14 protein-coding genes are annotated in these 13,737 nt (G+C 56.8%); 6 read left to right on the forward strand and 8 right to left on the reverse strand.

Going from position 1 to position 13,737, the window contains the following annotated elements:
• The first annotated feature begins 68 nt into the window (after nt 1-68).
• Nucleotides 69-2,213 carry a DNA recombination protein RmuC gene (gene rmuC, locus AMM33_RS08670; RefSeq protein ID WP_228768030.1) on the forward strand — a complete coding sequence of 715 codons (2,145 nt, stop codon included), beginning with the start codon at nt 69-71 and terminating at the stop codon, nt 2,211-2,213.
• A gap of 244 nt (nt 2,214-2,457) precedes the next feature.
• Here rmuC and AMM33_RS08675 read toward each other — a convergent pair whose 3' ends face one another.
• Nucleotides 2,458-2,931 carry a Fic family protein gene (locus AMM33_RS08675; protein ID WP_228768031.1) on the reverse strand — a complete coding sequence of 158 codons (474 nt, stop codon included), beginning with the start codon at nt 2,929-2,931 and terminating at the stop codon, nt 2,458-2,460.
• A gap of 19 nt (nt 2,932-2,950) precedes the next feature.
• Here AMM33_RS08675 and AMM33_RS21895 point away from each other — a divergent pair, with 19 nt between their 5' ends.
• Nucleotides 2,951-3,517, forward strand: coding sequence for a hypothetical protein (locus tag AMM33_RS21895; protein WP_133240030.1), 567 nt, complete (start codon nt 2,951-2,953; stop codon nt 3,515-3,517).
• Nucleotides 3,518-3,664: 147 nt separating this feature from the next.
• On the opposite strand, the gene AMM33_RS08685 is transcribed toward AMM33_RS21895, so the two are convergent.
• The 6 genes from AMM33_RS08685 to AMM33_RS08710 form a co-directional block, all read right to left on the reverse strand.
• The gene (locus AMM33_RS08685) at nt 3,665-5,107 is read right to left on the reverse strand and encodes an ATP-binding protein (protein WP_053172645.1); all 1,443 of its coding nucleotides are present in this window, start codon (nt 5,105-5,107) and stop codon (nt 3,665-3,667) included.
• Nucleotides 5,108-5,351: 244 nt separating this feature from the next.
• A complete protein-coding gene (locus AMM33_RS08690) occupies nt 5,352-5,621 on the reverse strand; it encodes a type II toxin-antitoxin system RelE family toxin (protein WP_090140391.1) in 270 nt (89 codons plus the stop codon).
• A complete protein-coding gene (locus AMM33_RS08695; RefSeq protein WP_090140393.1) occupies nt 5,605-5,817 on the reverse strand; it encodes a type II toxin-antitoxin system RelB family antitoxin in 213 nt (70 codons plus the stop codon). Before AMM33_RS08695 ends, AMM33_RS08690 begins: the two co-directional genes overlap by 17 nt.
• A gap of 60 nt (nt 5,818-5,877) precedes the next feature.
• Nucleotides 5,878-6,222 carry an endoribonuclease MazF gene (gene mazF / locus AMM33_RS08700; protein ID WP_228768032.1) on the reverse strand — a complete coding sequence of 115 codons (345 nt, stop codon included), beginning with the start codon at nt 6,220-6,222 and terminating at the stop codon, nt 5,878-5,880.
• Nucleotides 6,222-6,464, reverse strand: coding sequence for an AbrB/MazE/SpoVT family DNA-binding domain-containing protein (locus AMM33_RS08705; protein ID WP_090140395.1), 243 nt, complete (start codon nt 6,462-6,464; stop codon nt 6,222-6,224). Before AMM33_RS08705 ends, mazF begins: the two co-directional genes overlap by 1 nt.
• 344 nt (nt 6,465-6,808) lie before the next feature.
• The gene (locus tag AMM33_RS08710; RefSeq protein ID WP_194945343.1) at nt 6,809-9,106 is read right to left on the reverse strand and encodes a 2OG-Fe(II) oxygenase; all 2,298 of its coding nucleotides are present in this window, start codon (nt 9,104-9,106) and stop codon (nt 6,809-6,811) included.
• 281 nt (nt 9,107-9,387) lie between these two features.
• Between AMM33_RS08710 and AMM33_RS08715 the strand changes: the two genes are divergently transcribed.
• Nucleotides 9,388-9,741: an alpha/beta fold hydrolase gene (locus AMM33_RS08715; protein ID WP_090140398.1), complete on the forward strand. Its 354-nt coding sequence runs from the start codon at nt 9,388-9,390 to the stop codon at nt 9,739-9,741.
• 379 nt (nt 9,742-10,120) lie between these two features.
• On the opposite strand, the gene AMM33_RS08720 is transcribed toward AMM33_RS08715, so the two are convergent.
• Complete coding sequence (locus tag AMM33_RS08720) at nt 10,121-11,131, reverse strand: fumarylacetoacetate hydrolase family protein (RefSeq protein ID WP_090140400.1); 1,011 nt, start codon at nt 11,129-11,131, stop codon at nt 10,121-10,123.
• A gap of 104 nt (nt 11,132-11,235) precedes the next feature.
• Between AMM33_RS08720 and AMM33_RS08725 the strand changes: the two genes are divergently transcribed.
• The 3 genes from AMM33_RS08725 to AMM33_RS08735 all read left to right on the forward strand — a co-directional run bounded on the left by AMM33_RS08725 (nt 11,236) and on the right by AMM33_RS08735 (nt 13,568).
• The gene (locus tag AMM33_RS08725; RefSeq protein WP_090140401.1) at nt 11,236-12,057 is read left to right on the forward strand and encodes an IclR family transcriptional regulator; all 822 of its coding nucleotides are present in this window, start codon (nt 11,236-11,238) and stop codon (nt 12,055-12,057) included.
• Nucleotides 12,058-12,060: 3 nt separating this feature from the next.
• On the forward strand, nt 12,061-13,215 hold the full coding sequence (locus AMM33_RS08730; protein ID WP_090140403.1) for a DUF3108 domain-containing protein: 1,155 nt from the start codon (nt 12,061-12,063) through the stop codon (nt 13,213-13,215).
• 71 nt (nt 13,216-13,286) lie between these two features.
• The gene (locus AMM33_RS08735; protein ID WP_090140404.1) at nt 13,287-13,568 is read left to right on the forward strand and encodes a BTH_I0359 family protein; all 282 of its coding nucleotides are present in this window, start codon (nt 13,287-13,289) and stop codon (nt 13,566-13,568) included.
• Nucleotides 13,569-13,737 lie beyond the last annotated feature (169 nt).

A 13,737-nucleotide genomic window follows, 5' to 3' on the forward strand; every position in this document is an offset into this window, starting at 1 on the left:
TAATCCTAGAAATGCTTCATGGCAATGCGGCTAACTTACGGGGGCAAGACTCAATGGATTCACAAGCGATGCAATTTCTAATGGCTGTTTTTCTTGGCCTGGTTTTTGGTGCAGTTATCACTTGGTTAGCGCTCAAAGGCCAGCGTGTCTCGGCCGTTGAGACCGCAGTGATCAAAGCCCAGTCTGAGTCCCAATACGAACTTTCTCAACTGCGTGAGCGCTCCAACACACTGGAATCATCTCTTCAGAAGAGTGCTTCATCTCTTAGTGAACTGAACGCACAGCTCGATCGTCGTCGTGAGGAACTCGACCAAGCGAGAGACGATGTTTCAAGGCTGTCAGAGCGAGTAGCAAGAGTTGAGAACTTGGAAAACAGCCTAAGTTCTTCTTCTGAACAGTTGCGCCGTCAGTCTGAGGAATTGCGCCAGATCACCGCCGAGGCATCGGAGAAAGCAAGCCTGGCACATTCAAACTCACAGCGAGCAGATGCCTTGGAAAAGAGTTTGAACGAGACTATGTCTCAGTTCAGGCTGGTGACTTCGGATGTAAATACACTGACTGGCATCAAGGCCACTCTGGAAGAGCAGGCATCCAGGGTCAAGCCGTTAGAAGATGAACTAGCGAATGTCCGCCTGCAGTTACAAAGCAAGACTGAAGAACTTCGGAGCGTTTCTGCTGAAGCTTCGGAGAAGGGCTCCCTTGCACAATCAAATTCTGAGAAGGCGATCAGCCTAGAAAACGACCTCATTCAATTGCGTAGCCAACTGGCTCAGGCCGTCATGGATGTTAAGGGCCTGATCGGTCAGAAGGCAACCCTGGAAGAGCAAGCCTCCCGGATCAAGCCGTTGGAAGAAGAATTGTTCAATTCCGAACAACGCCTCAGAGATGTCCAGGCAGTCCAAGCATTGTCCAACGAGCGCCGCGCCGCATTGGAAGAACAGTCCTTGCGCATACCAGCACTGGAAGATGAATTGCGACAGGCCAAGCTTGCTCGCTCGGATGCGGAATCGAACGTGACTCGACTGACAGCAGAGGTCTCACAACTGAGCACGCAACTGCAGGCTGAGCTAAAGTCTTCACAAGAAAAATTGACACTACTTGAAGATGCCAAGAACACGCTATCTGAGCAGTTCAAGAACGTAGCGAATGACATCTTGGAGGAAAAATCCAAGAAATTCTCTGAACAGAATCAAACTAATCTCGGGCAACTGCTCGATCCCCTACGCCAACAGATCCACGAATTCAAGGGCAAGGTCGAAGAGGTCTATGTACAGGAGAGTAAGGACCGGTCCGCTATGGCAGAGCAAGTACGTCAGCTAGCCTCTCTGAACCAAGCGCTCAGCCAGGAAGCCAAAAACCTGACGAATGCTCTGAAGGGGAACACTAAGACCCAAGGCAACTGGGGCGAACTCGTTCTTGAGCGGGTGTTAGAGGCTTCTGGTTTACGCAAGGGCATGGAGTACATCGTCCAAGACAGCCAAACACGAGAAGATGGTAGTCGAGCACAACCAGATGTGGTCATCATGCTACCTGAGCAGCGCAAGCTGGTAGTGGACTCCAAAGTCAGCCTCAATGCCTATGAAGAATACACCGTCGCAAATTCAGAGGACGAGCGAGTGCAAGCGGTACGAAGGCACTTGGATTCAGTTCGGAAACACGTCCTTGGTCTTTCAGCTAAAAGCTACGAGAAGCTCTATAGGAATGGCTTGGACTTTGTGCTCATGTTTGTTCCCATCGAACCCGCTTTTATGTTGTCCATCTCGAATGATGAGCGTCTATTCATGGAAGCTTGGGACCGAAATGTTCTTTTAGTCAGCCCATCCACACTGCTCTTTGTCGTTCGAACCGTGGCACATCTGTGGCGACAAGAGCAGCAGAGCCGCAATGCGCAAGATATCGCCAAACGTGGGGCGGAGCTCTACGACAGGTTGGTTGACTTCGTGAAAGATCTTGAACAGGTAGGAACCCGTCTGAAACAAGCGAGAGAGTCGTACGATGATGCCCACAAACGCCTGACGACAGGCAAAGGTAACGTGATACGCCAAGCTGAGATGCTTCGGGAGCTTGGTGTCAAGGCTACAAAAAAACTGCCATCTGAACTGGTTGAAATAGCTCGGGGTGAATTAACCTCTGTTGAGGAACTGGCGGCAATCGCGGAAGGTATCGAGCTTAGTCAAGAGGTTACAAATTCTGATGAACAAGCCTTGAATTGACATCTGTCTGGACTTGTGTATGTCGGGACACACCTATAGCGGACAGATAACCGTGAGCGATAGGGCACCTTTCAGACCCTCAGGCAGCGGACGCTTCTTGGCAGGGTTGTACGATGTACCGGGTTGTCGCTTGTATGTACCCAAGGGCTTAGGCACATCGGTTCAGCTCCTGCACTGGGGTGCTGCGCCAGGAATTGCGGTGTTTGATCTGTGAAGCGGCTCTATAGTTCGGCGCGCTGAAAGATCAAAGCACTTCCCGACCAAGCGGTCCACCGAAGTCCACTTCGTCGTGCGCGTTGTCGTTTGTGATGCCGGACAACAAATTCTCTAGCTTGTACCGCGTCCCCCGCCCCACCCCCGTCTGTACCAACACCCCCATCTCGCACAGCGCCGTGAGTTCGCGGTATGCCGCGGCGCGTGACACGCGGCACAGGTTCACGTATTTCTCTGTGCTGATGCCGTTGGCAAAGCCTTCAGGCGCCACGTCAAAAAGTTTGTTGATCGCCTTGGTTTGCGTGGGCGTGAGCTGCGGGTGTTGCTCGCGGAGTTCTGACCAGAAGCGGGTTTTGCGCATGGCCGCTTGCATGTGGTCCCAAGTGGCATCGGCTGCTTTGTGCACACAGTCCACGAACCACTGCACCCAAGGCGTCACATCCTTGTGGGCCTGCTCATGTGTGCCCTGAATATCTGAGTAAAGTCCGGCTTGGTCCCTCGTCAAGTCAAGCAACAATCAGTACATGCCCAGACCCGAAAACAACATCATCTACTACCTCCCCGGGCACGGAGGCCAATTAGCCACAGGTCTTGGTCAAGGCCTGATGGACCGGGGCTTCGATATTGCCGGTCGTGAAATACGCGGAGATTTCAGGTCCCTTCCCTTTAATGAGCAAATACAGCTCATCATGGATGATCTACAAAGCCATTTCTGGCATGAGCAGGCTCGAGTGATCTGTAACTCCTTCGGTGCTTACCTGTTTCTGCACGCGCAAACCCAGATGCCGTCTTTTTTGGGCCGAGTTCTGTTGCTGTCGCCCATCGTTGGCGAGTTCACGAATGAACAAGCCAGAACCAGTTTTTCGCCGCCACGGTCAGAACGGCTGAAAACGCTGGCCGAGGCAGGGCAATTCAACGCTCCCAAAAATTGCGAAATTCATGTCGGTGAAGAAGACTGGCAAAGCATCCCGACCAATGTGCAGGCCTTTGGTCAGTTGACGGGCATTCCCGTCACGGTCGTCCCGAATGGCGGGCATGATTTGGGTAAAGCCTATGTGGGGCCGCTGCTGGATCGGTGGCTCGCCAATTGATACCGCGTCCCCCGCCTACCCTTGTGCACCTGCCCCCATCTCGCACAGCGTCTTCAGTTTGCGGTACGCCTCGGCGCGTGAAACGCGGCACAGGTTGGCTTCTTTCTCGGGACTGATCTGGCCAGAAAGATTTCGCCGTCAGCGTGGTCAAACTGGCGGCGACAACTCCTCGAGCAAATTGGCACCCACGGTGTAGGCATACAGGCTGGCAGGGCGAAATTCGAAATCCATGCCTTTGTAGTGCACTTGCTTGTCGGTGATGGTCCTGCTGGTGATGAGCATGGGGCGCGCAGCAACAGCCGGGTGTTTTTGCAGGAATGCCACGCAGTTGTCGAGTTCGCCACGCGACTGATGGGGGCGGTCACTCCATTTGACTTCTACAGCCCAATTGGGTTTGAGGTCGCTACCACTCATGTGCACGATGTCAACCTCGCCGCCGTTCCAGCGGGCATAAAACAGCTCGGCCTGCTGGGTGTGTTGCCATTGGCTGTAAATGGCCGTTTCGGTCAGTGCGCCCATGGCTGACGCATCGGCCTGGATCGAACCGAAGAGGGCGGCACGCATGGAGGGGTTGTTCAAATACACCTTGAACGCTGCGGCACGTTTGAACCGCTTGGCATTTTGATCAATGCGTTCGACGCGACGGATCAGAAATGCCGCTTCAAGGTACTCGATGTAGCGGCGAATGGTGTTCTTGGCCACACCTGAAGTTTTGGACAGTTCATCAAGGCTGACTTCGTTGCCAGTGTTGTAGGCCAAGGTGGTGAACAGTCTGTTGAGTTCCTGAATGTCGCTGATGCCGTACAGGCTGGGCAGGTCTCTCAACAAGACCTTATCGATGATGTCACTCTTGATGTACTGGCTGGGGTCGGTACGAACAGTGGATGAAAAAACCGCTTCGGGATATCCCCCGTAGTTGAGGTAATTCACGAACTCCTGGTTGAGGGCGTTGATGTCTTTGGCGATATAGCGTGAATGCTCGCCATCAGGCTCGTGCAGCTTCTGGATCAATTCATTGTCGCGACCAATGAAGCGCAGGTATTCTGCAAAGGTGAGTGGGGGCAGTACATAGTCTGTAAACCGTCCAGCGCCCGATTCCTGGCTCTTGAGCCGCAGGGCAGCAGCGGCAGAACCTGTGGCAATGAATCGGTAGCTGGGGTAGGAGTCCACCAGGGATTTGAGATGAACTTCCCAGTTGGGCAGGTACTGCACCTCGTCAAAATAGACGTACAGCTGCGCGTCTCGACCATGGCCCTGCAACTCCTGAAAATAATTGAGCAGTTTTTCCAAGGGCAGGCCGGTATAGATTGGCGTTTCCAAAGAGACGTAGAAAACGTTTTTGGCTGGCACGCCTGCATCCAGCAAGTCTTTGATGCTTTGATAGACCATCACCGTCTTGCCGACACGGCGAGGCCCCATCAAAACCACCGCACGCCTCAGGCTGGTATCTTTCAGGATTTGCTGGAAAGCAGCAAAGTAACTGCGCCTGGGCTTGTCTTCAAAAGCAATTTTTCGGGCAGATAACGCGTCCCACCAGGGGTTATCGAACACCAGACGGGCAAGGATGTCTTCTTTGGCGATGTTGAGCATGGCGATAAGATTAATCGATTGATCTTGGCCTTATATTACTTCAAAATAAGATCAGTCTATTGATTCTATTTTTTCAACAAGCCATACCGCGTACCCAGCCCCGCTCCCGTCTCTCACAACGCCGTCAGCTCCCGGTAGGCCTTAGCACGTGAATCGCGGCAGAGATTCACGTATTTCTCGGTGCTGATGCCGTTGGTAAAACCTTCGACTTCAACGCGGGTTTTAGAGATTTACGCTTCAAAACCTATCGATAAACCTCACGCCGATTTCCGATGCGCAGCACGCGCACCACGATTTTCTGGTCCTGGATGTCACAGATGATGCGCCAGTCACCCACGCGGTATTTCCAGTAACTGCCCAAGCGCTGGCCCGAAAGTGCTTCGCCGATGTCGCGGGGGTTGGTCAAGCTGCTGACGCGTGTGCGCAAAAAACCCACCAAACGGATCTGGATGGGCTTATCGAGTTTGCGCAGGTCCTTAAGGGCGTCCGGGTCAAATTCAATTTGCCAGGCCAAGCTCGCGCTCCACGTCTTCCAGTGAAATGGTGTTTCGGTTCTTGCGTGCGCGGGACTCAGCCAGGAAATAGTCTTCCAGGTCATCGATGTGTTCGAGGATGGCTTCGCGCACCAGCGCGGTCTTGGTCAGACCGGTCTCTTGGGCCAATTGACCCAAGCGTGTTTCGATGCTTTCGGGCAGGCGGATGGCAAGCATGGTTGATTCCCTTTGAACAGTTGCTATACAAGTATAGCCAGTCAACCTGTTTCCACCAACTCAACGAATCTGCAGCAACGCCTTGATCTTGGCGCGAACTTCCTGCAGCACCTCTTCAGACACCGCGCCCTTCTTTTTGGCTTTGCGCACGCGCCAGTCCAGTGACTTGACCTGGTCCGACAAAACCACACACGGCTTTGCGCTGATTTGAGTCAGTACTTCAAAAGGGTAGCCCTTGATTTGCGTGGACAAGGGGCAGCAGATCATTAACCCCTTTTTAGCGTTGTAAGCCGCCGGACTGAGTACCAGTGCTGAGCGATGACCGGCCTGCTCATGTCCCGCTTGCGGGTCGAACTCCAGCCAAACAATGTCGCCTGCATCAGGCACATAGGCTTTCGCCACCATCAAAGCGCTTCCTGTCCCGCTGGCCCACCAAAGTCGACGGCATCGTGCGTGTTGTCGTCGGTCATCGCGGCCAACAAGTCTTCGAGTTTGTATTCGGGCTGGCTGGCGGGCTCAATGACGATTCGACCTTTGGTGGCGGTGACGATGACGTGCTGCTCCAAATCAAAGGCGGCAGACTTCATCACGGCACTGGGCAGGCGCAGGGCAGGGCTGTTGCCCCATTTGCGGATAACGGCTTCCATGTCATTCTCCTGTTGTGTCTACATTGTAGATACATTCGGTGGATTTGAGGCTGCTTGCCGTTTTCCAATATGGCCGACTCTCAATCAAGCCATCACATCGCGTCATGTGCATCCAGTGCTTGCACCGGCACCGCAGCCAGCGTGGCCTCGAATTTCTGCTGGTTGGCGGGTGTCCGTGCCGCATTTGCGCGGCGCATTTTTCAGTGAACACCGTGCCAGTCTGCGCCGCTCTTCACTGACACAAAGTCGAGGCTGAAGCCAACGATCGACAACACCTGTGAAGATTGAAAACTTCACGCAGGTCGAATCAATTCACAAATCGGTTTTCAGGTCTGCACCATCCATCAGTCCAGTGCAGCACGCCACTGTTCATGCTGCACACGTTGCTGTGCGGCTTTTTCGCGCAAGTTGGCCGGCTTGGTGATGCGCAGTTTGTGAGGTGAACCTTGACGCAACACCTCCATGGCCAGCCGCAGACCGGATTGACCAAACTCTTCAAGGATGTGTTTGCGGCGAGCCTCTGCCATGGCCAGCAACACGTTTGCGCTGTCGTGATTTTTCAGGAAGGTCATCACTTGTCGGCAATCGGTGCACTGACAGCGCATGACCGGCACCACCATGGACCAGTCGCCTTGCTCGGGCAGGGCTTTGGCCAGTGACAGATCCAAGGCCTGTTTCACACGTTCCCGCAAGGTGGACCAACCCGCAACAGCGTGCGCCGCTTTGTCCAATTCGATCAACATGGGGCTGAGCACAACGAGTGAGTGGGTGCCCAAACCTTCATTCAGTTGACGAACCACGCCAGCGGCCAGTTGGGTGCTGGGCAATAGCAGTCCGATGCGAATGAGTTCGGATGCAAATTGGCTGCGCCAAGGCCAAGCCGTGTCACGCGCATGGGGCGTCAAAGTCATCCATTGCGCTTCAAGTTGTTGCCAAAGCTGGCACCTGGCCTGTGCGAAGCGCTCAATCCAGGACAAGTCAAGCCCCGCTTGCATCATGGTGGGTATCAGCTCGGTCTGCCCCAGCAAATGCTCTCGGAATGTTGTATCGCCGTAGCTGTGTGTCCATTCACTCAGCACACTTTTGATCTGTCGCTCCAGATCATGCTTTTGCAGCCAACGACTGAGCAACTCATCGCAAAACTTCTGGCCATACGCCTTGACCAGGACGGCTAAGCCCCCGGCGTGCCCCGCGCCAAACACCCACGGCGAAGCCGTCTCCAGCAACTCAAGCGCCAGTTGCGGGTCTGACAAACTGGCAGCAATCTGGCACTGGTCTGTAAAGCGCTGAGGGTCTTCGCTTTGAAAACGGAGCAATCGCGCTTTAACGGCCTGCACCGTGCTCAGAACTTTGGCCGCTTGCGCAGGCTGGCCCGCCAACGTCACCAAAGCTTGCAAGGCCTTGTCGGCATCCAGGTCAAACTGTTGCAGCAATTCGCTCGCCTGTGGCCACAGCACCACGGCAGCACGCCGGTACCAGTAGTCCAGCGTTTCGCCGTAATTGCCCATGTACCCCTCGTATTCGGAGTTGACCAGATCGTCTTCATCGGTCTCCCGGATACTGACAATGTCGTGGTCGCGCACTTGAAGGTGTCCCATTTTTTGCACCACATTGTCGGCGTCCACCCAATGGTCAAGCGTGGTGCTGTGCTCAATGAGTTCGTCCCGCTCGGGCTCTGCCTGTATGTTGCGACGTCCGCGGTAGTCCACATCGCTCAGATCGGCCGTCCACATTTCATGAATTTCGGCCAAGGCGAGGTAAACGCGCAAGCCCAGGGTATCGGCTGCGCTGCGCAGGGCTTGTGCGTGGGTTCTGTCATTGCCCTTGAGCAAGCCCCAGCTCAATCCCTTTTTTGAATACTCGTGGTCCAAATAGACCACCAGGCGCTTTTTGGATGAGACGCCATCTTGTCCCTCAAAGTGCTGCTGCAAAGCCATCTGCAAAGCCGGACTGTGTGCTGTCTTGGCCTGCTTTGAATCAGGGCGCAGCACCACGTTGAATGTCAGCACCACCCGATGGCCTTGCTGGACGGGGCGAACCTCATGGTGGCAATCGGCATAGAAGGCACACCACTGAATTTGGTCCGTGTGCAAATGCTCGGACTGAAAGCGGTGCACATCGTCCCCCTGATGCAGCATCAAATGCCCCCCCAAATGCGCACAAGGCCAGACCAACACCAAGGTCAACACCATGCCCGGCATCTTTTCGGTGTCCTGGTGCATCTTGAAAAACTGCCCCGGCCCATAAATCAGCGCGTTGTGCAGGTGGGCTTGCAAGGGCACGCCTTGCAGCCCCATGGCTTGCTGCACAGAAGCTTCAATGTCTGGCCACACGGCATCCCAACCCGAGAGCGTTATAGAAGAGGCCTTGATCTCGCTGGTATCGCGCACCGTCGTGTCCAGCAGGGTTTGATCACGCAAACCGAACGAGGCTGCACTGGCCAATTCGCACAATCGGCCCAGATCGGGGGCTTGCAAAAATGGCGGCAAGGCCCCCAGACCTTTCACGTCAACAGACAGCGCCTGCACAGGAAACGCGCCTTGGGCATGAAAACTCGGTGGCGCAGATGCAGTTTTTTTTGGGGTTGACAGATCAAGGGGGGGTTCAGCGATGAGGGCTTGAACAATGGCGGGGATCGTCATGTGAAAACTGGGATGAAGTGTCACGGGCTTTGAAACAACGCATGGATTTTTACACAGCTGTTTCATGCACCAACAAGGCGACGAGACAGCCGCCAGCCTATTGATCCGGACCTGTGAAGTTTGCAGGGTGACTTCAATCTTGCATCTTGTGGGAGCCAGCCCTGCTGGCGATCAGACACTTGTGGGCCACAGGCTTTTCGCTTGCAGGGCAAGCTCCCACAGCCCCCCCAAAAAAATGGCAACACACTGCCCAGACTTCATCGGGCCGGATCAATAGTTTCATGTGCGATGCTGCCTCGTGGGCACCGGTGCTGCAAACCCGCCTGTCCAATGCCGCGCAGTTGGAGGCCGTGATTCAAATATTCGAGGGCCAATCGGCAGACATTTTCAGGCGCCAGATCAGAGCCTTGCTGACGCGCCCCGATGCGTCAGTGGTGTTGCATCAGGTGCGCGTGCCCACCTTGCTGATGGCCGGTGAATGGAACAGCTGGGCCAGCCCACAGCAACACCTGGCCATGGCCGAGCTGATTCCGGCGCGGCCCGTCGTTCAGGTGGTGTCGGAATCTGGTCACATGCTGATGATGGAAAAGCCCGACGCGGTGGCCAGTCATTTTGTGCGCAGGTTGCACGGTTGATGGGGCCTGCTCGTTGTTGAACCACATGGACGCTGGTAGAGGCATGCATGTCGGACTCGCCGCCCTGCGCCGAGACCACAGACTCCCTTATTGATTCGGCCCTGTGAAGTCTGAAGGCTGGCTTCGAACTTGCACCTTGTAGGAGCCAGCCCTGCTGGCGATCAGACCCTTGTGGACCACATGCTTTTCGAGTGCAGGGCAAGCTCCCACAAAATCTCCGCCAATGGCAACACACTGCCCAGACCTCATCGGGCCGGATCAATAGGTCGGCGGCTTGAACCCCGAAATGGGGTCTTTGCCGAAGCGGACAAATGTAGGACCTGAAGGTGCCGACCTACGGAATATCAGTTGTCGGTGGTCAAAGACCCCGACATAGGGGTCAGGCTTCGAGCGGCACCACTTCCTGCTCAATCGCCCCAAACAAACTGTCGCCGTTCAAGCCCTTCATCTCGATGCGGATGGTGTCGCCAAACTTCATGAATTCGGTGCTCGGCTTGCCGTCCAGGATGGTTTCGATGGCGCGTTTTTCGGCGATGCAGCTGTAGCCTTTGGGCCACTGCGGTTTGCCTTTGACTTCCACGCTTTTGTTGCTCACCGTGCCGCTGCCCACGATGGAGCCAGCGCGCACGTTGCGGGTTTTGCAAATGTGGGCGATCAGCTGGCCGAAGTGGAAGGTCATCTCGGGGCCGGCTTCGCACATGCCCACTTTGCGGCCGTTCCAGGTGGACTGCAGCGTCAGGTGCACGCGGCCGCCTTGCCAGGCGTCGCCCAGCTCGTCGGGGGTGATGGCCACGGGGCTGAAGGCGGTGGCGGGTTTGCTCTGGAAAAAGCCAAAGCCTTTGGCCAGCTCGTTCGGGATCAGGTTGCGCAGGCTCACGTCGTTGGCCAGCATGATCAGGCGCACGGCCTCGATGGCTTCGTCGGCGGGGGTTTGCATGGGCACGTCGCCGGTGATGACTGCAATCTCGGCCTCAAAGTCGATGCCAAAGGCCTCGTTGGCACAGACCACCGGGTCGCAAGGGCCGATGAAATCATCACTGCCGCCCTGGTACATCAGGGGATCGGTGTAGAAGCTGCTGGGCACTTCCGAGTTGCGGGCCGCACGGACCAGCTCCACATGGTTGAGGTAGGCTGAGCCGTCGGCCCACTGGTAGGCACGCGGCAGCGGCGCCATGCAGCGCTCGGGGTCAAACGGGAAGGCGTGGCGGGCCTTGCCCTGGTTCAGGGTCAGGTACAGGTCTTCGAGCTGGGGGGCCAGAAAGTTCCAGTCGTCCAGCACTTGCTGCAATGTGCTGGCGATGCCGGTCGCATAATGTGCGGTGCTCAGGTCGCGCGACACCACCACGAGTTGTCCATCGCGTGAGCCGTCTTTGTAGGTCGCCAATTTCATGATGCAGGTGTCCCGTTCTGGTCCTCATGCGCTACAGTGTGATGCACTGCAAAATTACGCATTGTTAAACTCGTTTAACTAAACGAAACTGGATTCTAGACGATATGGCCCTTGCCACCCCCCGCCCCGACGAAGGCAAAGAACGCGCTGGCATCCAGTCGGTGGAGGTCGGTTTTGCACTGCTCGATGTGTTGGCGCAAGCCAGCGCGCCCCTGATGCTGCGCGATCTGGCCAGCGCTGCCGGCATGAGCGCAGCCAAAGCACACCGATATCTGGTGAGCTTTCAGCGCCTGGGCCTGGTGGTGCAAGACAGCAGCACCAACCGCTACGAACTCGGCCCCACCACACTGCGTTTGGGTCTGGCCACCTTGTCGCGCCTGGACGCGGTCAAGATGGCCCGTGAGCGTTTGCACGCCTTGATGGAGGCCACCGAACACACGGTGGCCCTGGCCGTTTGGGGCAACCGGGGGCCGACCTTGGTGCATTGGCAAGAAACTCCGCTGGCCGTGCCGGTCAGTTTGCGCCTGGGCGATGTGATGCCTTTGCTGTCTTCGGCCACGGGGCGCTGTTTTGCCGCCTTCAACAGCCACGGCGGTGCCGCCGAAAAAGGGCAAGCCATGATCGACAAGGAACTGGCGCTGGCGCGCAAACTCGGGCGCAGCGATTTGCCCAGCACGCAGGCCCAAGTGCAGACCATGCTTGAAGAAACCCGCCAGCAAGGCTTGGGCCGCGTGGTCAATGTCTTGCTGCCCGGCATTGCAGGCTTTTGCGCGCCGGTGTTTGATGCCGATGGGCACTTGGTGCTGGGCGTGGTGGCTTTGGGCTCATCGGCCACCTTGCACACTGAGTGGCAAGGGCCCGTGGCTCAGGCCCTGCGCCAGTTTGCAAGGCAGCTGTCGGACGACTTGGGCTGGCGCGGGGCTTAAAGCATGCCGCACCAGACTCTTCGCCACACGCACCCAGCAGCTACCTCTGCCTGGCCGCCACGGCGCTCGCTGGCCTGGCTGGTCGGGCTCGTGCTGGTCATGCATGCGCTGCTGGTTTTGAGCATGTCGGGCCTGCTGGAGGTGCAACTGGCCACACCCGAAGCCGCTCGGGTCACCACTTTGCAAACGCGCATGCTGGCCCCTGCAACGCCCGTGGCCGCTGTGGTCAAGGCACCCAAGCCTGCTGCACCGCGCACCCGCATTGCGCAAGAAGTGGCGCCACCGCCTGACGCCAAACGGCCAGAAACACCGGCACAAGAAGAGATCTCTACGAATACCGCCGAAAACGCCCAGCCCGCACAGACCCCAAGCAATGAGGCGTCTGTGCCCGAGGCGGCAATTGCCAGCGCCCCCGTCGCACAACCCGCCCCGGAGGTCACCGCCGCCACCGAGCCCGCGCCCGCCGAAACCCTGCCCAACATACCCCTGGGGGCCTTGCCCCCCTCGGCCTTACTCAGCTACCGACTCACCGGCATGGAAAAAGGCCTGACCTACCACGCCAGCGGCGAATTGAACTGGCAACACAACGACCAAGCCTATGCCCTGGCCCTGTCAGTGAAAGCCTTTTTGCTGGGCTCACGGCACTGGCGCAGCCAAGGGCAGATCACGGCGGCGGGCCTGGCACCTCGCAAATTCACCGACAGCTGGCGCGGCGAGAGGGCTTCTCACTTTGACCGTGAGAACAAGAAAGTCGTGTTCAGCAGCAATGCCCCCACAGCAGAACTGTTGCCTGGTGCCCAGGACCAGATCAGTCTGTATGTGCAGCTGGCCGCTGCCATGGCGGGTGCGCCCCAGCGTTTTGCCCCGGGCACACGATTGAACATCCAAACCGTCACCTTGCGCGAAGCCCTGCCCTGGATCCTGACGCAAGAGCAAAACGACAGCCTGACGCTGGACAGCGGTCAGCTGGACACCACCAAATGGTCGGCCCAGCCACGCAACCGCTTCGATGCCAAAGTGGAGTTTTGGGTCTCGGCCCAACATGGCTGGCTGCCCGTGCGCATCCGCATCACCCAAGTCAGCGGCAACTACATCGATCTGCTGCTGAGTGATTACAAGCTTTTGCCGCCACTTCCGGCGGGCAACCCTGCGGGCTAAAAAACCACACCCACTTGAAGTTCATGACCATGTCCTCATTTATTCAACACGAGTTGAGGGAGAATGAACACATGAACTTGCTTTACGAATCCGAAACATTTGCGGTGATGCATATGCTGGCCAATGCGCCCGCTGAAGCATCGCCAGTCAGCAGCAAACCGTTGCTGGAGCGCCATGGTTTTGAGATCGTGGACAAACGCTCTGGCAAAGAGGTCTACTTGGACGGTTCCTGGGCAGAAATGTTCCAGCAACAAATCCAGGCTTGGCAACAACACACCCCCACACAAGAAGAAGTCGAGGACACCCTCGAAGGCTACACGGGCCTGGCCCAGCAGCCCGTCGTCGTGCATTGACACCCCCACGGTGATCCGCCCCCCCGCAGGTCGGCGGTCGATGACCCCAACAAATAGGTGATGAGCCAACAAAGCCTGCATCGACCCCGTGCGCCTGGCTGCCAACGTCGGACTCTGCGAGCACCGACCTATGGGACAGTGGCGGGAATTGCAGGGCAGCGGTAGCGCG

The organism is Limnohabitans sp. DM1 (assembly GCF_001269385.1).
In the GTDB taxonomy this organism is placed as follows: Bacteria; Pseudomonadota; Gammaproteobacteria; order Burkholderiales; family Burkholderiaceae_C; genus Limnohabitans_A.